The sequence below is a fragment of the Lentzea californiensis genome, assembly GCF_024648825.1.
Lineage (GTDB): Bacteria > Actinomycetota > Actinomycetes > Mycobacteriales > Pseudonocardiaceae > Lentzea > Lentzea californiensis.
Genome location: NZ_JANBBE010000014.1, coordinates 187829 through 211286 on the forward strand (window position 1 = coordinate 187829; position 23458 = coordinate 211286).

Sequence of the window (23458 nt, forward strand, 5' to 3'; positions counted from 1 at the left end):
CGCGGCCAGTAGGGTTGTCGACGCTCCGAATTCGCATCGCGAGAGGTGTGTCGCTGTGGTCGATCGAGTCAGCTGGGTTCCGGAAGGTGTCAACGTCGACGTCCCGAGTTCCGCTCGGATCTACGACTACCTGCTCGGCGGCGGGCACAACTTCGAGGCGGACCGCGCGACGGCGGAAGCCCTGATCAAGGTCCTTCCGGTGCGGGGCATGGCGCGGCTCAACCGCGCCTACCTCCGCCGTGCGGTGCTGGAGCTGGCAGACCTGGGCGTCCGGCAGTTCCTCGACCTCGGTTCGGGCATCCCGACCGTCGGCAACGTCCACGAGGTGGCGCACGAGGTCGCTCCCGAGGCCAAGGTCGTGTACGTCGACTTCGAGCCCGTCGCGATCACGCACGCCGAACTGATGCTGGCGGGCGAACCGAACGTGACGGCGTTGCTGGCCGATCTGCGCGAGCCGGAGAAGGTCGTGGCGCAGGCGTCGCAGCACCTCGACTTCTCCCAGCCGATCGGGCTTCTGGTCGTGGGTGTCCTGCAGTTCATCCCCGACTCGGACGACCCGTGGGGTGTGCTCTCGCGTTACGTGGAGTCTCTCTCGTCCGGGTCGTACCTGGCGCTGTCGCACTTCACCGCGGACAGCATGCCGGCGGCCATGGCGGCAGGTAAGGAGATCTTCGCGAAGACCGCGGAGCCGATCACGCCCCGCACCAAGGCACAGGTGGCGGACATGCTGGCGGGCACGGAGATCGTCGAGCCCGGCATCGTGTTCACGCCGCAGTGGCGGCCGGAGACCCCCGAGGACGTCGGCGACGAGCCGTCGAAGGCGAACCTCTACGCCGCGGTGGGTCGCAAGCCCTGATGTCCGCCTCGTCCCTCGCACAGCGCTGGGCGGCTGTTCTGATCGAGAGCGCGTACTCGCCGATGTCGCGGCGGAAGCTGACGCAGCACCTCGACGAGCACGCCGCCCGGCTGCGTGCCGGGAAGGCGGCGGTGGTCATCGGCGAATGGCTGGTGCGCAAGCGCTTCACCGGCCCCGACTCGTTGCGCCGCACGCTGGAGGTGCTCGGAGGCGAGTTCTCGCCCGAGGTGCTCGGCGCGCTGGCGTCGGGGTACGTGCGGGCGACGCGCGACCAGTTGTTCGCCGAGCAGGAAAAGGTCAAGAACTCGCTGCTGAAGGCCGTCGAGGACGCGCAGCGCGACCTGCACGACAGCGAGGCCCGGTTCGCTCAGGTCTTCGCGACTACGGCGGTGGGCATCGCGATGTTCGACCTGCAGGGCGCGGTCGTCGAGGCGAACGAGGCGCTGGCCGCCATCCTCGGCCACGAGGAGATGCCGAAGGAACTGTTCGCCGAGCCGGACGCGATCGCGCTGGCCGCGGCCTGCCACCGACTGCTCGCGTCCTCAGTGGACACCGACCGGCGCGAGTGGGAACTGGCCCGCCCCAACGGGGACACGGTGTGGGCGAACGTCGTCCTGTCCGTGCTGCGCGGCTCGGACGGACTGCCGAAGTTCCACGTCGCGCTGATCGAGGACGTCACCGAGCAGCGCATGCTCCAGGAGTGGCTGCGGCACCAGTCGCTGACGGACCTGCTGACCGGGCTGCCGAACCGGGCGTCGTTCACCGACAAGCTGGAGTCCGCGCTCGCGTCCGGCGAGCCGCACACGCTGGGATACCTGGACGTCGACAGCCTGACGATCGTCAACGACGGCCTCGGTTACGTGGCGGGCGACGCCGTGCTGGTCGAGGTGGCGCGACGGTTGCGGGCCGCGCTGCCGGACGCGGTGGTGGCGCGGGTCGGTGGCGACGAGTTCGTGGTGCTGATCCACGGATCGCCCGACGTCGCGGCACTGGCGGCGATGATCGACGAGGAACTCTCCGAGCCCGTGTACCTGGAGGGCGCCGGGGTCGCGGTGTCGACGTCGATCGGTTTCGTGCACACCTCCGGTCCCGGCGTCGACCCCACGACCGTGCTGCGGCGTGCGCATTCGACGTTGCGCAGAGCCGAGACCGGCGGCAAGAGGCAGTGGGGCATCTACGACCACGAGGCCGACGCCGCCGACCGGGCGAGATTCGCGCGAATCGCGGCGATGCCCGGTGCCTTCGAGAACGGCGAGATCTCCGTGGAGTACGCGCCGGTGTCGTGGGTTTCGGGACAGCTGGCCTTCGTGGAGGCGTCCGTGCACTGGGGTGCCACCCGGCACGACGACGTCGTGGCCCACGCGGACGCCCTCGGACTGGCGTCACGGCTGGGGCAGCTGGTGCTGCGGGACGCGTGCTCGCGCGGCGAGCCGGTGCTGATCCGGTTGTCCAGGGACCAGTCGCGGGACCCGGACCTCGCGGCGCACGTGCGGTCCACGTTGCGGGTCAGCTCGTTCCCGGCCTCGTCGTTGTTCCTGGCGCTGGACGTCAGGTCGATGCCGGACGGCGAGGAGAACCTCGAGGTGCTGCACGACATGGGCGTGCACGTCCTGCTGCACGAGTTCGGCGGCGGGTTCGCCGGCCTGTCCACTGTGGACCGCAGTCCGGTGTGGGGCGTCCGGCTGGCCAAGCCACCTTCGGAACGCCTGGCGCGCCAAGGTCTTGCGCTGATGGTGCCATTGCTGCGGTCGGCCGGCGTGCACGTGATCGGCGGGCCGGGCGACCCGGACGAGCTGCGGGCGCTGGGCGTGGACCTGGTGGTCTCGCCGTGAGTGGTTGTGGCCGTCAGGGAGACCACAACCACTCACCCGCTGCTTAGGCGGCGTCCGCGAAGGTCGTCGGCTGGACGGTCACCATCGAACGGAAGTTCGCCTCGACCTCGGCCTTCTCCCTGGTGTTCGGGTTGGGGTTCTTGCACGACGTGCCGGCGCTGGCACCGGACATCAGGTCGGTGCACAGCCCCGTCCTGCGGTCGGGCAGGCCGAGCAGGTGCCCGAACTCGTGGGACGAGATGCGCACGGTGTCGTGGCCCTCGTTGACCGCCTGGCGGCCCATGACCCACCGGCCGCGACCGAGGCTCGTCACGTAAGCCCGGGGCCACTGGTTGTCCACGCTCACCATCACGTTCGCGGTGCCGGGCACCTTACGGAACTGCACGTTCGCCACGCTGGCGTTCCACACCTGCGCGCCCTTGTCGATCGCGGCCTGGAACTCACCGGTGTTGCTGGAGTTGTAGGTCACGATGCGGGGCGCGGCTTCCGCGGTGCCGATGAGACCGACCGACATGGCGACAACACTGGCGGCCACGCCGATTGTTTTGCGCAGGGACACAGGAATCTCCTCGCAATGCAGGGTAATTGCACCCCGACTGTATCGCCGCACCGTTGGCGCACAAGAAGAGTCAAGTGTGAAGCGGCGCTGACACGATCAAGAGACTTCGTAGGTGATCAGCCCGCCACCAGCGCCGACGCGCGGCCTGGCGAGCGGAAACAGGCCCTACCACCGGATTTCTCGCCCTTTCCCGCCCCGGACGGGCTGCCGCCGGATGGGCGAATAACTGTTCACACGCGTCTGCTTCTTATGGACCGGAAGGCCGAACGCGAGCAACAGGGGTTCAGGGCGAAGCGGCGAAGAAGGCAGTGACGACGCGCATGTCCACAGGCGGCGGAAAGCTCGCGTTGTCCGCACTCATTCCGCCGACCTTCACCGTCCAAGCTGGCTTCGTCCGATCCGTCAGCGGAGCTGCGCCCCGGAGAACGAACTCCGCCCCTTCATCGCAGGAGTACGCCCCTTCGAGGCCATCAGCACGGCCTGGCCAGTGAGAACCTCCGTTGCGACGGTGACATTTCGCGCCGTCGGCGAGTTCCATGCCCCAGGGTTGCGCCTGCTCGTTCAAAGGCATCAGGTCGATCTGGTCAGTCGTGTTGCGAGTCAACGACCTGGTCCACGGCCCGTCGCCGCACAGCAGCACTCGCGGTGAAGGTGTGGTCCAGCAGACGTTAGCTCCCGCACCACCCGGCAGACAGCCGAGGACACCCTCGTCGATTGCAGACGAAGAGAGTCGGCAGTTGGCCACCTCGACACCGTCGGCGACCCGATAGCCGGCAGCCGGGTTTCCCGACTTGTCCACGGCGGTCACGTTGACCACCTTGGTGGGCTGGTCCGGATCCGGGTCGACGAACTCCCGAGTCGCTGTGGTGATGGTGCTCCCAGTCACCGAAGGCAGCGACGTTCGAACCGTCTGCACCACGACGCCAGAAGTGTCCGGTGCGTTGACCGTGCGAAAGACGAAGATCCCACCGGCCAACACGATCACGACGATCACCGCCGCCCACGCCCACTTCACGACGACCGTCCGATTTCGGCGAGCACTGACCGCACCTTCTCCGCTGAGCAGTCGAACAAGTCGTCGAATGACTCGTTGGTTGGATGCCACTTGGTGAATCCGAGCGGGTAGAGCGCGCACTGGAACTGGTTCTTCGTTCGTCCGGGCGCCACCACCAGGCGCGCGTACTTCCCCAGGCCGATGCGATCGAACTTCCCGGCGTCCTCACCGTTCAGCGGGAGGGAAACGGTTTCCTTGGTCGTGCCGGCCGACACGTCAGCAACGATTCGCCCTGAGTACGAATAAGTGTCGTCGCTCGTCATCCGGAGTTCGAGGCTGCCCTGCTCGCCGGGCTCAAGGTTGAACGCGAAAGGTCGCGTGCTTGCCGGCGAGTCGGTGACGAGTTCCTGTGCCTTGCGGTCCCGATCAAGCCTGAGTTCGAGGATCGCGGCGTCGGCGTTGCCGCCGTCCGGGCACTGGAAGTGCATGACGGGCTGAGGTTCGTACCTGTTCACATCCACCGCGCGAAGGTTGTCGACGACCAGCATCGATCCGTCCTCCGCCGCGCTGCGAATGGATATCCGCTGGTATGGCGGGACTTCTGTGCCGAACCTCCGCAACCACTCGATCATGCCCGTGTCGCAGTAGAAGCCGCCGTCCGTATGCGGCATTTGATCGATGGGAGCATTGAGAGGCAGCGCGAAGTCAGTCACGGTCTGCTTGTTGACCGGTTCGGCGACGAGGCTCGTCGCCTTCGTGCGGCTCTTGCTCAACTCGGGAACCGAGCCGGTCAGCGCTGCGACGAGACTGAGGATCGCGATGATGACGCCTGTGATCAGGAACCACGGGCTCTTGACCGCCGTGGTGAACCGGGTGCTCAACTGGCTCACTCCCTCCGAGTTCGGCGACTGGAGGGGTCATCGGGCATCGCGCCGGAAGAGTTACGGCTTAACAGGTCCATACACCCGAACGGGGCCGGTGCGCGTGGCACCGGCCCCGTTTCCGCGGGAAGCGGGTATGAAGTTCTAGGCGAACGAAGGCTGGCGCAGCGCGTGCTCCACCAGTGCGATCAGGATCTGCTTCGTCGACTGCCGGTTCCGTGCGTCGCAGGGAATTATCGGCACGGAGGCCGAGATCGTCAGCGCGTCCCGGATCTCCTCGGCCCGGTGGTGCATCAGGCCGTCGAAGCAGTTCACCGCGATCACGTACGGCAGGTCGCGGTCCTCGAAGAAGTCGATGGGCGCGAACGCCTCGTCGATCCTGCGGGTGTCGACCATGACGACGGCACCGATCGCACCGCGGACCAGGTCGTCCCACATGAACCAGAACCGGTGCTGACCGGGCGTGCCGAACAGGTACAGGATCAGGTCCTTGTCCAGCGACACCCGGCCGAAGTCCATGGCCACCGTGGTGGTCACCTTGTCCGGCACCATCGACAGGTCGTCGACGCCTACCGATGCCTGGGTCATCACGGCCTCGGTCGTCAGCGGGGTGATCTCGGAGACCGACCCCACGAACGTCGTCTTGCCGACACCGAACCCACCGGCGACGACGATCTTCGACGACACCACGCTCAGGCCGGCCCCAGGTGACCCCGGACGACCCGGAGCACCGTTGCTCATGGGAACTTCTCTCTACTCAGGCGCGCATGGAAACGTGCAGCTGGGCCCGGATCTCCGGCGTCAGCTGAAGACCGACCCGCTCCACCAGCCGGGTCATCGCGTAGCCGATGAGGCCGATGTCGCAGTTGGGTGCGGCGAGCACGGCGAGGCAGGACCCGTCGCTGATGGACATCAGGAAAAGATAGCCCCGTTCCATCTCGACGACGGTCTGTTTGACCTCACCGGCCTCGAAGCAGCGCGCCGCGCCGAGGTTCAGGGAGACCAGTCCGGACGAGACGGCGGCGAGCTGCTCCGCGCGGTCGTGCGGGAGCCGATCGGACGATGCGAGCAACAGGCCGTCCGCGGAGACGACGATCGCGTGCGCGACACCGGCCACCCTGCTGACGAAGTCCTCGACCAGCCAGCTGAAGTTGTCCAGTTCCTCAGTCGCGGTGGTCACTGGCGTTCCCTTTCTGCGATCACGGGGATGCCTCCGACGGCGGAGTCGAAGAGCGACTCACGGCCCATCTGGACACCCTTCTGGTACGTGGCGAACCGCTGGCGCAGCCGGTCGGCCGAACGGCCGGGGATGTCGGCGGTCGACAGCTGGGGCGCCGGCGACGACGGCTTCGGCAGCGAACCGGGGACCAGGCGCGCCTTCGGGACGCGCTTGGGCAGACCGTTCTCCGTGGTCTGCGCTGCCGCGCCCTTGTCCAGCGCACCCGCGGCCTTCCAGCCTTCGTCCGACGCTCCCCAGTCGGACTCGGCGTAGTCGGCGACCGCGCGCGGCACCGCCGTCGGAGCCTCGATCTTGACGGTGTCCGCCGAACGCTGCCGCTTGGGCAGGCCGTTCACGGTGGCGGGCTCCGCGTCCTCCTCGTCGTGGTGCTCGGCGCGTTCCGGCTCCGCTGGCGGAACGTCCTTGAGGGAGGGTTCGGGGGCCGAGGGGGTCTTGAACCACCTCGACAGGTCGTCGTGCGAGATCAGCGGCTCGTCGACGATGGCGGGGAAGATCTCCGTGGCCGGGTCGTTCGGGCGTTCGACCGGCGGCTCGTAGGAGTACCCCTCCTCGGCGACGTCCTCCGAAGCCTCGATCCGTGCGGTGAACAGGCCGTCCGTCGAAGTCTGCTCGATGCGGTGCCGGCCGGAGTTCTCGTCCTCGGTGGCGGGCGACGACACGTGGACCGGGTGCTCCGGCGTCCACTTCGGCACACCGGACAGCGCCTCACCGGTGCTGCTGGTGGACTCGATCGCGGAGGGGAGCGGCGCGGCCGGCAACGGCAGCGCGGGAGCCGATCCCTTGTGCAGCAAGGAAAGCGGAAGGATCACCTGTGCGGTGACGCCACCCTCTATGTCGTCGTTGTTCGCCAGCGTCACGCGGATCTCGTGGCGCTTCGCCAGCTGACCGACGACGTACAGGCCCATCTCGCGGGCCACCGAGACGTCGACCTCCGGCGGCTCGGCGAGCTTCGCGTTGAACTCGCCGACTTCGTTCTCCTGCATGCCGACACCGCGGTCGTGGATGCGGATCGCGACCTCGCCCCTGCGAGTCTCTATCGTCCGCACCGTCACCTTGGTGGTGGGCTTGGAGAACGCCGTCGCGTTGTCGAGCAGCTCGGCGACGAGGTGCGCGAGGTCGTTGACCACGCGGCCCTGCACCATCAGCTCCGGCGTCGGTGCGATCTGGACGCGCGCGTACTTCTCGACCTCGGACACCGCGGCGCCGAGCACCTCGGCGATCGCGACCGGGCGGGTGACGCGGCGGTTGACCGTCGTGCCGGAGAGCACCAGCAGGTTCTCGCTGTTGCGGCGCATCTGCGTGGCGAGGTGGTCGAGCTCGAACAGCGACGCCAGGTGGTCCGGGTCCTGCTCGTCCTGCTCGAGCCGGTCGATCACGCTGATCTGCCGCTCCACCAACGCCTGCGAACGCCGCGACAGGTTGATGAACATGTCGTTGACGTTCGCGCGCAGTGCCACCTGCTCGACGGCGAGGCGGACGGCTTCGCGCTGCACGAGGTCGAACGCCCGTGCCACCTGGCCGACCTCTTCGGTCGTGTTGATCGGCACCGGGACGATCGCCTCTTCCGCGGCGCGTTCCGGGTCGCGGTGCGAACGGATTCGCTTGATCGCGTCGGGCAGCTGGTTGCGCGCCACGTCGAGCGCACTGCGGCGCAGCACGCGCAGCGGCCGCAGCATCGACTGCGCGACCATCGCCATCAGACCGAACGCGATCAGCAGCGAGACGGCGACCAGGGCCGCGTCACGCCAGGCGTCCGAACGAGCCGTGTCGGCCAGACGCGTGGTCGTCGCGTCGGCCTGACCCTCCAGGTCGGTCGCGACCTCGCGAACCAGCTTCGCGGTGTCCTCGCCGATCTTGAGCACCTCGGCGTCCGTGATGGACACCGGCTTGCGCTCGAAGTCCTGCGCGAGCGCGAGCCGCACGAGCCGGTTGCGTCCGTCCACGGACGAACCGGACACGATGTCCTGGAACCTCTGCCTGTTCGCCGGCGACGCCGCGTCGTTGAACTCGTTGAACGCGGCGTCCAAACGCGACTGCGCGGCACGCAGCTCGTCCGCGGCACCGGGCGCGAAGCCCCGGCGCAGTGCGGTGGACGTCAGGATCGAGTTCTGCTGGCCGAGCTGCTCCTGCGCCGTGTAGAGCGCCTGCGCGGCGGCCACCAGCGGAACGATCTCCGGCTCGCTCAGGCTGGAGATCGCGGCGCGGTGCACCGTGCCGAGCGAGGCGATGATCTGGTTGTACGCACTGATCACCGCGACGTCCGGGTACTTGGTGCTCAGCAACGTCACGCGCAAGCTCGCCAGCCCGTCGAGCGACTGCAGCGACTTGGTGAACGTCTCCTGCAAGGGCGCGCTCAAGGCCGTGGCCGTCGCGCCCGAATCCCGGTACTTGCCCAATTCCGTGTCAGTGAGACCCGTCCTGGCGGCGTGCTCGGGACACGCGTTCTGCCTGCCGGCGGCCACACACTGCACTGCCCAGTCACGTTCGACCTGTAGAGCGTTCTCCACCTTCGCGGCCTGGTGGCTCACGGCGAGCTCGCGCTGGACTTTGCCGAAGAGTTCGACGTCGTCGAGCTGGGTGTTCAGCCGCAGGCCCGCGAGAGTCGCGGTGCTCAGGGCCGGAACTAGCAACACCACTGCGAGCTTGCTCCGCAACCGCCAGTTGCGTAGGCGGAACCGGTCGATGCCTCGCTGGTCCTCACGACCGCGCACCGTCAACACTCCCCGCCCCGTTTAATAGCAGCAAACCTGGTGGATCTTGGAGTAAAACGCGCTGTTCTCATACCGCCGTTCGGACGACAAAACAGTGGTTCGAGAATCAACAACTTTGACCTGCACGGCTAAACGGCCGTCGCACGATAATTCATCTGGTGGAAACGAGTGCGCGGGTGGCCGTGATCACGGCCTGATCACAGCCACCCGCGCTGTTCGTCAACTACCGGAGGGCTGGATGAGCATCGGCTTGACGTCGAGCTCCTTGTCCAGCATCTGGTACCGCTGCATCAGCTGGACGACGCGCTGCAGACGCGTCGCGTCGAGCGTCGTCGGGAAGGCGCCGAAGTGGACAAGACCTGCGGTTTCCTTGTCGACCTTGGCGTACTCGACGAGCAGCGGCTCGACCGTGGGACGGTCAGCGGCGTCGGCCTGGCCCTTGGCCATCGCGCGCTGGAAGGCGGCGACGGTCTTGGGGTTCGCCTTGGCGAAGGCGCCGGTGGTCGCGTAACCCGCGATCGGGATGTTGTCGGTCGGGCCGGCCGCGGCGTCCAGCACCTTGATCTGACCGGCGGCGCGCTGCGCGCGGGTGATGAACGGCTCGACCATGAAGGCCGCGTCAACGGTCTTGTTCTGGACCGCCGCCTGCATGTCCGGGAACGGCATCTCCTTGAACTTGACCGAGTTCACGTCCACGTTCGCGGCCTCGAGCGTGGCCTTCGCGGTGAGCTCCGCGATGTTCTTGAACGTGTTGATCGCGATGGTCTTGCCGGCGAGGTCGGCAGGACTCTTGATGGCCGAGTCACCGGCCGCCAAGATCAGGAACATGTCGGGTTTCGCCTGGTAGCCGTCGGAGATGAGCTTGATTCCGTCGACCGCCTTCGCGGCGTCCTTCGATTGGGCGGCGAAGAACGAGACCCAGTTGCCGAACGTGAAGTCCAGCTCCTTGCTGACCAGGCCGGGGATCGCGGCGGCTCCACCCTGGATGACCTTCAGGTCGACCTCGAGGCCTTCGGCCTTGAAGTAACCCTTCTTGATCGCCACGTGGACGGAGGCCACGTCGAGGATCGGCAGGACCCCCAGGCTGATCTTGGCCTTCTCGACCGGACCGCTGCTGTTCGCATCGGCCGGGGGTGCTTGCTCTTTGCCGCCGAGCGCACCACAGCTCGCCACGGTGGCGAGCAGCGTGGCAAGGGCGATGCCACGGATGGCCATACGGCGGACTCTTCGAGTCATCGGGAGCACTCTCCTGTCGGAGCGGTGTCGTCGTTGCGGGGAAGTGTCGCGACGGTCAACCACTCAGAGTAATGGCACTGCTCCAAAAGACCCCAGTTGACCGACACGAGCAGGTTCCAGTCAACTACCTGCGGTGAGCATCTAAGCACAGCAGGTCTAGGGCTAGGAGAACCCCAGTTGAAGCGCTCCGTGACCGTTGTCGGCGCAGGGCCGGCCGGTCTGACCTTGGCAAACTTGATCCAGCAGTCAGGCATCGACTGCGTCGTGCTGGAAAGAGCTAGTCGCACCCATGTGGAAACCCGGCCACGGGCGGGAGTCCTGGAGCACCGCTCCGTGACCATGTTGGAGTCACTCGGTCTGGCAGATCGTTTGCTGATGGAAGCAGACCGTCACGGTACGTGTGAATTTCGCGTGAGCGGGAAGGCGTTCCAGGTCTCGTACAGCGACCTGTATGGCGGCCGCGAACACTACGTGTACCCCCAGCAGGAAGTGGTCAAGGACCTCATCGGGGGATTTTTGGACACGGGTGGGGACATCCGCTTCTCGGTCAGTGACGTCGAGTTGCGCGACCTGACGTCGTCCAGCCCCTCGGTGGCCTTCACCAGCGAAGACGGCACCCAGGAGACGGTCAGCAGCGACTTCGTCGCGGGGTGCGACGGGTTCCACGGCGTGAGCCGGCCGTCCATTCCCGAGGGCGTCCTGACGGAATTCACGCACCAGCACGGAATTGAGTGGCTGACCATTCTCGCGGAGGCCCCTCCGTCGACTAAAGCGACCATTTACGCACTGCACGACGACGGATTCGCCGGGCACATGTTGCGGTCCCCCACGATCTCTCGATTCTATTTGCAGGTACCGGTCGGAACGAAGGCTGAAGATTGGTCCGACGAACAGGTCTGGGAAGCTTTGCACAAACGTTTCACACTGCACGACTCGTCGTGGGCGCTGACCGAGGGAAAGATCATCGAGAAGCGCGTTCTCGACATGCGCAGCCATGTGGTCGAGCCGATGTCGTACGGCCGGCTCTACCTGCTGGGTGACGCAGCACACATCATCACTCCAGTCGGGGCCAAGGGCATGAACCTCGCGATGAACGACGCCGCAACGTTCGGACGTGCGCTTATCGACTTCTACGCGACCGGATCCGAGACCGGGCTCAAGACCTACTCGGAGGACTGCCTGCGCCGCGTCTGGCGTGCACAGGAATTTTCCCAGTGGATGGTGAACATGATCCACACCGACGTGAGCTCGCCGTTCTTCGGACGGTTGGCCCAGGCGAGGCTGGAGCACCTGGCCGAGTCCCCCGCGTACCGCGCCACCTTCGCGGAGAACTACGTCGGACCCTGATGGGTAAAAATCAGCCCTACAGGGTGAAATCCCCGCCCCCCTAACGGGTGAGGCCGATCCCCTAGGGATCTCATTACGTCACGATCTGGGGCCAACTCCCGATGCCGGGGGATGTCGTTCATCCATACGGTTCAGCACGACATCCCCCGATCCACCTACAGGAGCTTGAGTTCCATGGGCACCCAGCAGACGCTGCACGACTTCACCCTCACCCTGCTCGGCGACCTGGACGCCCGTGAGGCGTTCCAGCTCGACCCCGAGGGCACCCTCGAGGCCGCGGGACTGGGCGACATCTCCCCGGTCGACGTCCACGAGATCCTGCCCCTGGTGCTCGACAGCGCGTCCGTCGTGAAGATCGACGCGGTCGACGAGCTCCTGGCCGGCGCGGGTGACCTGACCGCCGTCGACAGCCTCAAGCTGATCACGGGCGACCTGGACGGCATCACGGGTGTCGCCGGCATCGCCGCCCCCTCCTCGCTCACCGCGCTGGTCACGGACTTCGACGGCATCGGCGACGTGACGGGCACCCTCGACGCCGTGAACGCCAACGAGGTCGTCGCGAACGTCACCGACATCGCCCCCGTGCACGACGTGGCCGACGTGGTCGTCAAGGACCTCGACACCGACGTGCTCGTGAAGGACCTCGACGCCGACGTGCTCGTGAAGGACGTCGTGGACTCCGACGTGCTGGTCAAGGACGTCGTCAGCGACGTGGACGTCAAGGACGTCGTGGACCTCAGCCACAACGTCGTGCAGGACGTCGCGCAGGTCGGCGACGTGCACGCCGACCTGGGCCAGGTCATCGACGACGTGAAGGTCGGCGACGTCGACCTGCTCCACGACGGCATCGGCAACGGCGACCTGACTGTGTTCTGAACGAGTAACCAGTACAGGCAGGGCGTTGCCCAAGCGAGCGCCGGGGCGCCTGCCCTGGGCTCACGCTTTGCGGTGCCTCACAAGGTGTCTGCGCGCCCTCCTCAGGCAAGCCAGGTCTTGCCCGTCCTGTGCGGCCTGACCAGTGCCCACTCCCTCCTGCGGGCGCTGAGAACGCAGCAGAGCCCCGGACCGCGGTGGTCCGGGGCTCTGCTGCGTGTTGCTACGGGATGTCTGTCGCGACTGTCAGGACGAGACGGTCTCGCTGAGCGATTCCCGTTCCGCCGCAGCCCACTTGTCCACGTCCAGGGTGGGCTTGCCGCCGACGTTCAGCAGCCGGGCCACCTTGGACCGCAGCGCCACGAAGGCCTCGTCGGTCCGCGTCGTCACCTGGTCGCGCTCGGCGGGCAGCGGCACTTCCAGGTCCGCCACCAGCTTCGCGGGCGAGCCGGAGAGCACCAGGATGCGGTCGCCCAGGTACACCGACTCGTCGATGTCGTGCGTCACCACGAGAACGGTCGTGTCGTGCTCGCGGCGCACTCGAAGCAACAGGTCCTCCAGCTCGAACCGGGTCTGCGCGTCCACGGAGGCGAAGGGCTCGTCCATCAACAGCAACGCCGGCCGGTACGCCAGAGCGCGCGCGATCGCCACACGCTGTTGCATACCACCGGAAAGCTGCCACGGCCGCTTCTTGGCGGCCGCCGAGAGACCCACCCACGCCAGGGCCTCGGCGGCGCGGGAGCGGCGTTCGGCGCGCGGCAGGGAGCGCAGCGGGAACTCCACGTTGCCCTGCACCGTGAGCCACGGGAACAGCGAACGCTGGTAGTCCTGGAACACCACCGCGAGGTGGGAACCGTGAAGGGACACGTCACCGCGGGAGGGCGCGATGAGTCCCGAGATCGTGCGCAGCAGTGTGGACTTGCCACACCCGGAGGGTCCGACCACGCACACCAGCTCTCCGGCGCGGACGTTGAACGTGAGGCCGCCGATGGCCTCGTAGTCACCGTAGGTGTGGCCCAGGTCGGCCACCTCAAGCATGTTGCTCATCCCTGCTCCTCGGTTGCCAAGCCAAAGCCCTGCGTTCCACCGCCAGAAGCGCGGTGTTGAGTCCGTAGCCCAGCACGCCCAGCAGGACGATGCCGGCCCACATGCGCGTGTAGTCGAACTCGCGCTGTGCCGTCATGAGTTGTGAACCGATGCCGTTGTCCGTGCCCACGAGCTCGGAGATGACCATCAGCACCAGGGAGAGCGACAGCGACACCCGCAGCCCGGCGAAGATCTTCGGTGAGGCCGCGGGGAGCACCACCCCGAGAATCCATTGGTGACGGGGGATCCGGAAGACCGCGGAAGTGTCCACTTTGGTCACGTCGACGGAACGGGCACCGTCCACGGTGTTGAGCAGCACCGGCCAGATCACGCCGAAGACGATGGTCGCGAGCTGCATCGACGTGCCGCCCCTGAACAGCAGCAGGAACACCGGCACCAGCGCGGGCGGCGGGATCGAGCGCAGGAACACCAGCAGCGGCCCCGCGTACTCCATCGCCCGGTCGGAGCGGCCGAGCAGCAGGCCCAGCGCCACACCGATGACCGAGGCGATCGCCCAGCCCGACAGCAGCCGGCCGATCGACGGCAGGATGTGCTCGGTGACGTTCTGCGGCTCGAGGACCCACCACTCCCAGGCCGCCGTCACGATCTCGGACGGTGGCGGGAAGAACGGGTCGTCGGCCGCCATGCCGGCCAACTGCCACACGACGATGAGACCGGCGAAGACGGTCCACCGCTGGAGGAACTTGTTCACCAGGCCACCCAACGCCGGCGGACTCGCTCGAGACCGCTGTTCAGCAGGACGCCGATCGCGCCCGCGACCACGGTGCCGACCAGCACCTGGTCCATCCGGCCCGGCCCGCTGCGGGCCTCCATGATGAAGTAGCCGAGACCGATCTGGCTGCCCGCCATGAGCTCGACGCTCACCATCACGATCAGCGCCGTCGTCGCCGCGAGCCTGATTCCGGTGAGGACGAACGGCAGCGCGCTCGGCAAGGCCACCCGGAACAGCACGCCGACCCGTCCGGTGCCGAAAACCCGTGACGTCTCAACGAGCAGCGGGTCCAGCTCGTCCAGCGCGTAGATGGTGTTGAACAAGATCGGCCACAGTGCCGCGTAGACCGCGAGCGTGATCTTGGTTTCCGGGCCGAAGCCCAGCACCACGAGCGCGAGCGGAATCAGTGCCACAGAAGGGATGGGGCGGAGGAACTCGATGACCGCCCTGGTCGCGTGGCGCACGGCCGGAATGCTGCCGAGCACGAGTCCACTCGGCACCGCGATGGCGATGGCGATCGCGATGGCGATCAGCACGGCCAGAACCGTTGCCACGACATGACTGATGAACTCGGGGGATGTCAGCTGCGCGACCAGCTCACCGAACACGAGGGACGGTGGTGGCAACGCATCCGCGGGTAGAAGGGGAGAGCGTCCTAAGAGCTCCCAGAGCGCGAGGAACACGGCAATGCCGATGAGTCCCCTTGTGAACGCACGCACCCGGTCACCCTAGAGAGTGGATCTCCAGTTCACAATGCGTGCACGCTCAACTCCGGGTTGTTTCCCCCACATCGCGGCGGTTCAGCAGACGTCCACGCGAGCCACTTCGCCGAAGCTCTTCACCCATTCGGAGTCAGTGAGCCTCGCGCCGTCTTTTTCACACATCCTCTTGATGAGGCGGCCGGTGTCGAGGTCGTACGGCAGCAGCTCCGGGTCCTGGCCCCCGCTGCGCACCAGGAAGTCGCGGTTCTGCGGCCGGAACACCGCGCGCGTGGAGTTGCCGTGCCCGACGACGTACACGAGCCGGTCCGCCTGACGGTCGCTCGCGTAGAGCTGGTGGACCTCGAAGACGTTGTCGCGGACGACGGCCACGCGGCCGTCGTCGGAGAACGAGACTCGGGCACCGGCCCGCAGCGCCGTGTCGAGCCGTGCGCGCAGCACGGGCGTGCCGCTCGGCACGCGCTGCCACACCTCGACGACCGACTCCGGCGAGGAGTGCTCGACGGCGAGCCAGCGCCCGTCGCCGCTGTAGGTGATGCCGCGGACGTAGGCGTGCTGGGACATCGGCGGACCCGCGGACTCGACGGTGCCGCCGATGCTCCAGAACTCGATCGTCGTGGTGCCGGTGGCCGAGTCCCAGACACCGGTGGCGAGCTCGCGGCCGTCCTGGCTCAGCGCGACGGTCCCGGGGTTGCTGACCGGCATCGGGAGCTTGCGGGGGTGGCGCGGGTCGCTCAGGTCGTAGAGCTCGGCGTACTCGGACTCGTCCGGCGTCGGGAGCCCGACCTCGACCGCGGCGCCGACCTTGCCGACGAGCCGGGAGCCGTCCGGGCTGAGGTCGAGCGTGCGGAACCGGCTGGGCAACGCCGTCAGGTAGGTGATGTCGTTCGCGTCGCCGACGGACCAGAGGTGTTCCTGGCCGTTGAAGTCGCGCGTGACGGCACGGCGTTCGGCGAGCTTCACCACCCGGTGGCGGTCGGCGAACTTCCTGCCGGGCGACGCCTTGCCGTCGTCGATGCCCCACATCCGGTCGGTGCCGTCCTGGTCGGTGACCGCCGCCATCTCCCCGCGCGGGGCGACCACCACGTCCGCGTCGTCCTTCGGCGTACCGGTGAACGGGATGCCTCTCGCGACCGCGTTCGCGAGCCGCAGCACCTTCTCGGCCTCGGCCGACGGGCTGACCTCGTAGCCGACCAGCGCGTACTTGTCCGCGTACGGCCGGCGTTGCTCCAGCAGCGCCTCGGACTGCGACAGCGCCTTGCCGCCCAGCGCCCTGTCGCTCATCTCGGTGAGCTTGCGTTCGTTCGAGAGGGCGTAGACGACGGTGCCGGGCACCAACGCGATCAGCACCGCCACCACCGCGATCAACGCCGTCGAGCGGCGCGTCTCGCGTCTGGTGCTCATGTCGACGAACCGGCGCTCCTGGACCGTCAGGAACTCGCCGAGCTCCTTGGCCCTGCGCAGCCGGACGCCCCGGTAGAGCGCCATCGGGTCGCGGTCGCTCGCCTCCCACAGCTCGATCGCCGTGACGAGCTGCTGGTGCGTCCTGAGGTTCTCGCGTTCGTCGTCGATCCACCCGGCGAGCCTCGGCCAGCGCAGCACGGCGTCATGGGTCAGTTCGGCGCCGTCCTCGGTGAGCGTCACCAGCCGCGCCTTCACGAGCAGGCCGAGCAGGCGGGCGTCGACGTCCAGCAGGCGGTTGCGGCGTTGCACGATCCCGTTGCGCGGCACCGAGACGAGCCGGAGGAACAGCCGCCTGGCCGCCCGCCGGTCGGACTCGCCGAGGCCCTCGAAGAAGGTCTCCGCGGACTGCGCGACGACCTGCTCGATGCCGCCGGACTCCTCGAAACCGGCGAGCGACAGCGTCATGCCGCGCTTGCGCCGCCACGTCTCGACGAGGGCCTGCTGCACCAGCGGCAGCGCGTGCTGGTTCGCGGCGTCGGCGACCAGTCGCGCGATGACCGCCGTCTCGACGGTGGCGCCGATCTTGGCCGCGGGTTCGGTGATCGCGCGGCGCACCTGGTCCGCGCTCATCGGCTCGATGGTGATCTCGGCGCCGTCGACGCCCTTGGCGTGCCAGCGCCGCCGTTCGTCGGCGCGCACGGAGAGCACGACGTGGGGGCAGCGGGTCACGGTGGCGACGAAGTCGTCCGCGTCCAGCGCCCTCTCGAAGTCGTCGACGAGGAGCACGAGGCCCGGGCGGTGCTGGCGGATCCGCAGCCTGAGGTGGTCGGGGTCCTCCCGGAACTCCCGCGCCAACCGGCTCGCGGTGGTGTTCTCGAAGATCTCGGCGAGGGCGGCGGCGAGGTCCTGGACCGGGTCCTGCCCCGGCGTGATCACCACGGCGTCGTCCAGGGCGGGCAGCAGACCGGCGCGCAGCAGCGACGTCCGGCCCGATCCGGAGGCGCCGAAGACGACGGTGAGGGGCTTGGCCCTGACCGACTCGACGACCTGCTCGACGAGGCACTCGCGCCCGAAGAACCGCTTCGCGTCGGCCTCGGTGAAGGGCTCGCCGCCGGGGTACGGCGTGTTCGGGTGCAACGGCTGGGTGTGCTCGGCGGCGAGTTCACGCCATCGCCTGGTCCACGAGGCGGGATCGGCCTCGCAGGCCCGCACGAACGCGAGCGTCAGCGCGAGTGACGGCAGCTTGCGCCCGCCGGCCGCGTCGGACAACGCGGTCGGCGAGTAGTTCGCGCGCCTGGCCAGTTCGCGATAGCTCGGTTTGCCTGCCTGGTCACGCAGTCTGCGCAGGTCACCGGCGAACCGCAGCAACGCGGTGTCCTCCGGGCCCAGCGGACGTTCCCCTCTTGGCATGCCGCCTCCTGGCCGGATTGTCCACCAGAGGTTCGCCCTCCGTCTAACGGCCCGCTAATCCCTGACCATCAACACGTGCGCTTCGTGATCGTTCCACCGGCCGGGTCCTGGGCTTTCAGTCGCGGCACGGCGGGGTGAAGTCGAGATCGCCGAAGTACTGCTCCCACGACTCGCGGCTCATCCGCGGAAAGGCCTGCTCGCAGATCCTCACCGCCGGGTCGCGCGGGTCGGCGTTCCACAGCCGCACCGCCCGGTCCGCACCGCCCGTCACGACCTCGTCCTCGGGCGTCAGGCCGACCGCGGTGACCGGCCCGGTGTGGCCGCGCAGCAGGGCCTGCTCGACCGGTTCGCCGTCCCCGACCTGCCAGAGCCGCACCAGGCCGTCGTCGGTGGCGACCGCGACCCGGCCGGCGGCGAGCCAGGCCGACGTGACCTCGCCGCCGCCGGACCGGACCGCGGCGCGCAGGACCGGGTCGCGCGGGTCCGTGGTGTCCCAGAGGTGCACGGCCGTACCCGCGGTGGTCATCAGGCTCTCCTCGTCGGCGAACTGGGCGCTGCCGGCGAACTCCCTGGTCAGCGACAGGAGCCTGACGTCGCGCGGGTCGGTGACGTCGACCAGGTGCACGGCGTGGCCGGTGGTGACGGCGGCGAGGACGTGGCCGTCCGGGCGGAACGACAGGCCCGCCAGCGGCCCCAGGCCGGGCTGGGCGGTGGTGAGGAGCCTCGGGCGTTCGCCGCGCAGGTCCGTCCAGAAGCTCAGGGCGCCGTCCGAGCCGGTGGTGACGAGGGTGCCGCCCTGCCAGGCGATCGCGGTGGCACGCACGGGAAGCACGGCCAGTTCGCGCGGTTTGCCGAGGGAGACGTCGACGACGTGCACGGTGCCGTCGTCGGCGGCGGACGCGACCAGGCCACCGGCCGGGTCCATCGCGAGCGCGGTGACGGCCCCGGAGTGCCTGGTGGCGTCGTAGGAGGTGCGCGGGGACGGCAGGTCGTCCAGCGCCGTAAGCACGACCGTGCCGTCGCGGTGCCCGGTCGCGACCTGCTGCTGGGTCTGGCCGACCACCAGCGCGGTGACCTCGGACCGGGCTTCGCGCAGCACCTGGGACGGCACGTCCTCCTGCCTCAACCCGTTGCGTGCCTGGGGCAACGGCACGAGCTGGTAGGCGGCGAGCGCGACCTGCTGCGCCAGGGCGGGGTTCGTGGACCGCAGCGCGGCGGCCTCCCCCACCGCTCTCAGCACGGCCGCGTGGGCGCGCTGCTCCTCGGCGGCGATGCCGGCCCGCAGGGCGAAGACGGTCGAGCTCGCGGCGACGACCACGAGTGCCACGAGCGCGGCGAGCAACTGGCGCTGCCGGCGGGTGCGTCTCCGGGCGCTCACCGAGACCTCCTCCTCCGCGGCCAGGCTGGCGGCGAGGAAGGCGCGTTCCTTGACGTTCAAGGAAAGTCCCGCGGGCACGTTCACCAGGCGGCGTCCCCGCCACAGCACGCCGGGGTCGCGGTCGAGCGACTCCCACGTCTGTGTGGCGTGCGTGAGCTCGCGCTGCGCCTTGATGTTCTCGCGGTCCTCCTCGACCCAGCGCTGGAACGCGGGCCAGCTGCGGATCAACGCCTCGTGCGCCAGTTCGACGCCGTCGCGGTCGATCACGACGAGCCTCGCCGCGGCCAGTGCGAACAGCACCTCGTCGTCCGCTTCGAGTTCGGCCTGGCCCGCGCGGCGTTTGGTGCCGTCGGCGGTGACGAGCCTCAGCAGGATCCGCCTCGCCTGGTCCCACCCGGCCGGGGACAGACCGTCGAACACCTCCTGCGCGGTGCGGGCGACGGCGTGTTCGAGGCCGCCGATCTCCTCGTAACCGGCGAGGGTCAGCGTCATCCCGCGCCGGTGCTGCCAGGTCTGCGCGAGCGCGTGCGACAGCAACGGCAACACGGCCGCCTGCCCCACCGCGTCGGCCATCAGCCTGGCCAGCAGCGCCGTCTCGACCTTGCACCCCACGACCGCGGCGGGTTCGGTGATGGCGAGGCGGAGCTCGTCGGACGTCATCGGACCGAGGAGGAGTTGCGCGCCTTCGAGGGCGTCGACCAGGTCGGGGTACTGCGCGCAATGGCCGTAGTAGTCGGCGCGCACGCCGATGACGACCCTCGGACAGCCGAGGAGCGCCCCGATCAGCCACCGGCGCAGCTCCTCGTCGCGGCACAACGTGAACAGCTCCTCGAACTGGTCGACGACCACGAGGTGCGGGCGCCTGCGGCCGAGCGCGCCGGGGTCCTCCAGTTCACCGGCGAGCGCGCCCGCCTCCCCTCCGGTGAGCCGGGCGAGAGCGATCGCGCACTCCTCCACCGGGTTCGCGCCGGGCGTGAACAACAGCACCGGCTCGCGGGTGCGGGCGATGAGCCCGGCGCGCAGCAACGAGGACTTGCCCACCCCGGACGGTCCGAAGACGCCGGTGAGGCGGTTCCGCGTGGTGAGCAGCTCGGCCGTCAGCCGCTCGCGCCCGAAGAACTTCGGCGCGTCATCGGGCTGGAACATCGCGAGCCCCACGTACGGGCTGTCATCGGCCCCACGGGGTTCGGACTCGACGACCGCGCGCCACCGCCGCGCCCACTCCTCCGGATCGGCGTCGCAGGCCTTCGCGTACGCCTTGGTGACCGCGAGGCTCGGCAGCTTCCGCCCACCGGCCGCCTCCGACAACGCCGCCGCCGAGTAGTGCGCCCGCCGGCTCAGTTCCCGGTAGGTGGGGCTGCCCGCACGCTCCCGCAGCCGGCGCAGATCCGCCGCGAACCGCAGGAGACCGCTCTGCCCCTCGTCGAGAGGGCGTTCCCGTCTCGGCATTCCGTCATTGTTCAGAGAACTTTGTTCAGCGGCGGACACATGACCGTGAACAACCCGTTCGCCCTAATGTCGAGGCAGACGCAACCACGGGGAAGACCCGGTGCTCGCGCCCCGAACCGGCGCCGGAGTGGCCGTGGGTGGCCCGCGCACGCGCCACCCACGGCTCACGCACTCAGCACACGGGCACCCTTGCGACGTCAGAGAAGTAGCGCCGCCACTCGTCGTCGGTCAGCGCGATCTCCCGTTCCCGGCAGAGCCCGTCGCGGACCTTCTCCATGTCCGTGCTCAGTGCCCAGGTGGACGGACCTGCGTCGAAGACGGCGAAGGACTTCTCCCTCGGCCGGTAGCGCAGTCCCTCCGGCTGCTGGAAAGAGCTGAACGATCCTGCGGTGACCGCCTCGCCCTCGTCCTCGACATCCCAGATCTCGACGGTGTTCTTGCCCAGCACGGCGATCTGCCGGTCGTCAGCGCTGAAGGCGATCTGCGCGGTGTCGTTCGCCGGCAGCCGCGGCACCGTCACCCTCGGCGCCGGTGGTGAGGCCGACAGGTCCCAAACCTCGATCTTGTCCAGGGACTTCAGCGCGAGACGTTGCCCGCCGTTGCCGATTGTGGCGTCGATGGACTCACGACCGACCCGCATCTTCACACCCGGTCGCGGTTTCACATCGCCGAGGTCCCAGATCTGCACGGTGTTGGACTTGTTGGCCTCGTCCCACTCCAGAACAGAGAGCTTCCGGCCGTCCGGGGCCACGTCGGCTTGGCTCACACTCTCCGAAGGCAGCGTGAAACTCCTGGGATTCGCCGGATCCCTCAGGTCCCAGACGGTCGCCCGACCACGCGAACCTTTGTTCTCGTAGAATTCCTTGATCTCGTACCTCGTGACGGCCAGCCACGTGCCGTCGTCGTTGATGTCGCGCCAGCGATCGTCCAAGCCGAGCGGCAACACACCGATCTGCTTCGGGTGTGCCGGATCCTCGACGTTCCAGATGCCCGTCACACCGGACCTCTCGAACGCGAAGACCCGCCGGTCATCGGCGGTGAGCAGGACCCCGACGACGTCGGTGCCGATCAGCGGCGCGTTCGACAGCGGGCCGTACCTGGTCATGATCCGGGCCGGACCGGGCTTGCCCGCCGCGATGATCAGCTCTCCATCGGTCTGCATCGTGAGGGTCGCGCCGATGAGTTCCGGGTCGCCCCGCAAGTTCCGCAGCTGCCTGGCGGCGTCGGCGTTGAGCACCGCGTCGCGGGTCACCTGGCCGGGCGTCACCGCGTACGCGGCGAGAGCGAGGCGCGCGGCCTGCAGCGGATCGGCCGGGATCAGCCGCATGACCTCCGCCGCGGCCCGTCCGGCCAGCGCGTCGTTGCGCTGCTGCGTCGCCTCCCGTGTCTTGGTGACCGCGAACACCGCCGTGCCGGCCAGCAGGAGCACCAGCACCGACAGGACGCTGATCACCGCGCGGGCCCGGCGGGTGCGACGACGGCCGGCGGCCTGGCTCGCGGTGAGGAAGGCGCGTTCGGGTTCGGTCAGGTCGGTCGTGTCGAGATCGGCCGCCTGGGCCAGCCGCGTGCCCTGGTAGAGGAGGTCGCGATCGCCGTCCCACCCGGCGGCGGCCTCGGTGAGCCGGTGGTGCACGCGCAGCTTCTCGCGGTCCTCCGCGATCCAGTCGCGCAGCCTCGGCCAGGAGCGGATCAACGCCTCGTGGGTGAGTTCGGCGTGCTGTTCGGTGAGCGTCACCAGGCGGGCGTTGGCGAGCCGGTCGAGGACCTCGGCGTCGAGGTCCTCGCGGTTCGCGCGCCGTTTGGTGTCCTCAGTGCCCTCGCCGAGCGCGATCAGGCGCAGGAACGTGCGGCGGGCGATCTGCTGCTGGTCGTGGTCGAACTGGGTGTACACGGCCTCGGCGGTGCGGGCGATGGCGTGCTCGACGCCGCCCGCCTCCTCGTAGCCGGCGAGCGACAGGGTCATGCCGCGGCGGCGGTGCCAGGTCTCGACGAGGGCGTGCTGGACGAGCGGCAGGGCGGCGGCCTGGCCCGCGACGTCCGCGACGAGGCGGGTGACCAGGGCGGACTCGACGATGGCGCCGACGTGCCGGGCCGGTTCGACGATGGCTCTGCGCAGTTCGTCGGTGGTCAGCGGGCCGACGAGGAGCTGGCCGCCTTCCAGCGCCTCGACCAGTTCGGGGTGGCGGCCGACGTGGCCGTAGAAGTCGGCGCGGACGCCGATGACCACGTGCGGTGCCGAGACGAGGGCCTGCACGAACCAGTCGCGCTGCTCGGGGCTCGCCAGGGTGAAGACCTCCTCGAACTGGTCGACGACCAGGACGAGGTTCTCGTCGTGCTGCCGGACGAGCAGGCCCAGTGCCGCGGGGTCGGTGAGCTCGCTGTGCAGGACCACCGCGGAGTGCCCGGTGAGCTGGGCGAGGCGGACGGCGCACTCGGCGAGCGGCTGGACTCCGGGGGTGAAGATCAACGCTTGGTCCAGCCGCGGCAGCAGGCCGGCGCGCAACAGTGACGACTTGCCCGAGCCACTGGCGCCGAAGACGCCGGCGAACGGACGCGTTCGCGTGAGTTCGAGCAGCTTGGCGGTGAGCTTCTCGCGGCCGTGGAACCGGCCGGCGTCTTCTCGCTGGAACGCCTTGAGCCCACGTACGGGGCTTCCGCCGTCGGGCTGGGCGGCGCGGCGATGTCGCGCCAGCGCTGTTCCCACTCCTGTTCGTCGCCGCCGCACGCTTTGACGTAGGCGAGAGTGACCG

At 68.7% G+C, this 23458-nt stretch carries 17 protein-coding genes; 4 read left to right on the forward strand and 13 right to left on the reverse strand.

Annotation, left to right across the window (positions count from 1 at the left end; translation table 11 throughout):
- Nucleotides 1–55 precede the first annotated feature (55 nt).
- Nucleotides 56–856: an SAM-dependent methyltransferase gene (locus LX88_RS37045; RefSeq protein WP_258952420.1), complete on the forward strand. Its 801-nt coding sequence runs from the start codon at nt 56–58 to the stop codon at nt 854–856.
- Nucleotides 856–2688: a diguanylate cyclase domain-containing protein gene (locus LX88_RS37050; RefSeq protein WP_258952421.1), complete on the forward strand. Its 1833-nt coding sequence runs from the start codon at nt 856–858 to the stop codon at nt 2686–2688. The genes LX88_RS37045 and LX88_RS37050 overlap by 1 nt, the downstream gene beginning before the upstream one ends.
- A 43-nt stretch (nt 2689–2731) precedes the next feature.
- Here LX88_RS37050 and LX88_RS37055 read toward each other — a convergent pair whose 3' ends face one another.
- The 7 genes from LX88_RS37055 to LX88_RS37085 all read right to left on the reverse strand — a co-directional run bounded on the left by LX88_RS37055 (nt 2732) and on the right by LX88_RS37085 (nt 10288).
- Entirely contained in the window at nt 2732–3247 is a 516-nt protein-coding gene (locus tag LX88_RS37055) for a snapalysin family zinc-dependent metalloprotease (RefSeq protein ID WP_258952422.1), read from the reverse strand.
- Between the two features lie 283 nt (nt 3248–3530).
- On the reverse strand, nt 3531–4241 hold the full coding sequence (locus LX88_RS37060) for a hypothetical protein (protein ID WP_258952423.1): 711 nt from the start codon (nt 4239–4241) through the stop codon (nt 3531–3533).
- 17 nt (nt 4242–4258) lie between these two features.
- Nucleotides 4259–5122, reverse strand: a complete 864-nt coding sequence (locus tag LX88_RS37065) for a hypothetical protein (protein ID WP_258952424.1) — start codon at nt 5120–5122, stop codon at nt 4259–4261.
- A 144-nt stretch (nt 5123–5266) separates the two neighbouring features.
- Nucleotides 5267–5863, reverse strand: a complete 597-nt coding sequence (locus tag LX88_RS37070) for a GTP-binding protein (protein ID WP_090074081.1) — start codon at nt 5861–5863, stop codon at nt 5267–5269.
- 16 nt (nt 5864–5879) lie between these two features.
- Nucleotides 5880–6302 (reverse strand): roadblock/LC7 domain-containing protein, encoded by a 423-nt coding sequence (locus LX88_RS37075; protein ID WP_030468876.1) that lies wholly within the window; start codon nt 6300–6302, stop codon nt 5880–5882.
- On the reverse strand, nt 6299–9073 hold the full coding sequence (locus LX88_RS37080; RefSeq protein ID WP_258952425.1) for a sensor histidine kinase: 2775 nt from the start codon (nt 9071–9073) through the stop codon (nt 6299–6301). The genes LX88_RS37075 and LX88_RS37080 overlap by 4 nt, the downstream gene beginning before the upstream one ends.
- A 219-nt stretch (nt 9074–9292) precedes the next feature.
- Complete coding sequence (locus LX88_RS37085) at nt 9293–10288, reverse strand: ABC transporter substrate-binding protein (protein ID WP_258952426.1); 996 nt, start codon at nt 10286–10288, stop codon at nt 9293–9295.
- 198 nt (nt 10289–10486) lie between these two features.
- Between LX88_RS37085 and LX88_RS37090 the strand changes: the two genes are divergently transcribed.
- Together LX88_RS37090 and LX88_RS37095 are read left to right on the forward strand one after the other, a co-directional pair.
- Nucleotides 10487–11656, forward strand: a complete 1170-nt coding sequence (locus tag LX88_RS37090; protein WP_258952427.1) for a 4-hydroxybenzoate 3-monooxygenase — start codon at nt 10487–10489, stop codon at nt 11654–11656.
- 174 nt (nt 11657–11830) lie between these two features.
- On the forward strand, nt 11831–12532 hold the full coding sequence (locus LX88_RS37095) for an IniB N-terminal domain-containing protein (protein WP_258952428.1): 702 nt from the start codon (nt 11831–11833) through the stop codon (nt 12530–12532).
- 243 nt (nt 12533–12775) lie between these two features.
- Here the strand turns inward: LX88_RS37095 and LX88_RS37100 are convergent, their stop codons facing one another.
- From LX88_RS37100 to LX88_RS37125, 6 genes are all read right to left on the reverse strand, one after another.
- Nucleotides 12776–13576, reverse strand: coding sequence for an ABC transporter ATP-binding protein (locus tag LX88_RS37100; protein ID WP_090074096.1), 801 nt, complete (start codon nt 13574–13576; stop codon nt 12776–12778).
- Nucleotides 13560–14327 carry an ABC transporter permease gene (locus LX88_RS37105; RefSeq protein ID WP_245984070.1) on the reverse strand — a complete coding sequence of 256 codons (768 nt, stop codon included), beginning with the start codon at nt 14325–14327 and terminating at the stop codon, nt 13560–13562. The genes LX88_RS37100 and LX88_RS37105 overlap by 17 nt, the downstream gene beginning before the upstream one ends.
- Nucleotides 14324–15067, reverse strand: coding sequence for an ABC transporter permease (locus LX88_RS37110; protein ID WP_258952429.1), 744 nt, complete (start codon nt 15065–15067; stop codon nt 14324–14326). The genes LX88_RS37105 and LX88_RS37110 overlap by 4 nt, the downstream gene beginning before the upstream one ends.
- Before the next feature lie 81 nt (nt 15068–15148).
- A complete protein-coding gene (locus tag LX88_RS37115; RefSeq protein ID WP_258952430.1) occupies nt 15149–17881 on the reverse strand; it encodes an nSTAND1 domain-containing NTPase in 2733 nt (910 codons plus the stop codon).
- Nucleotides 17882–17996: 115 nt separating this feature from the next.
- Nucleotides 17997–20708 (reverse strand): nSTAND1 domain-containing NTPase, encoded by a 2712-nt coding sequence (locus LX88_RS37120; RefSeq protein ID WP_258952431.1) that lies wholly within the window; start codon nt 20706–20708, stop codon nt 17997–17999.
- Between the two features lie 172 nt (nt 20709–20880).
- A complete protein-coding gene (locus tag LX88_RS37125; RefSeq protein ID WP_258952432.1) occupies nt 20881–23412 on the reverse strand; it encodes a WD40 repeat domain-containing protein in 2532 nt (843 codons plus the stop codon).
- Nucleotides 23413–23458 lie beyond the last annotated feature (46 nt).

Coding starts and splice junctions, on each gene's coding strand:
- LX88_RS37050 (WP_258952421.1), top strand. CDS start 856: ATGTCCGCCTCGTCCCTCGCACAGCGCTGGGCGGCTGTTCTGATCGAG.
- LX88_RS37070 (WP_090074081.1), bottom strand. CDS start 5,863: ATGAGCAACGGTGCTCCGGGTCGTCCGGGGTCACCTGGGGCCGGCCTG.
- LX88_RS37085 (WP_258952426.1), bottom strand. CDS start 10,288: ATGGCCATCCGTGGCATCGCCCTTGCCACGCTGCTCGCCACCGTGGCG.
- LX88_RS37095 (WP_258952428.1), top strand. CDS start 11,831: ATGGGCACCCAGCAGACGCTGCACGACTTCACCCTCACCCTGCTCGGC.
- LX88_RS37100 (WP_090074096.1), bottom strand. CDS start 13,576: ATGAGCAACATGCTTGAGGTGGCCGACCTGGGCCACACCTACGGTGAC.
- LX88_RS37115 (WP_258952430.1), bottom strand. CDS start 17,881: ATGCCAAGAGGGGAACGTCCGCTGGGCCCGGAGGACACCGCGTTGCTG.
- LX88_RS37120 (WP_258952431.1), bottom strand. CDS start 20,708: ATGCCGAGACGGGAACGCCCTCTCGACGAGGGGCAGAGCGGTCTCCTG.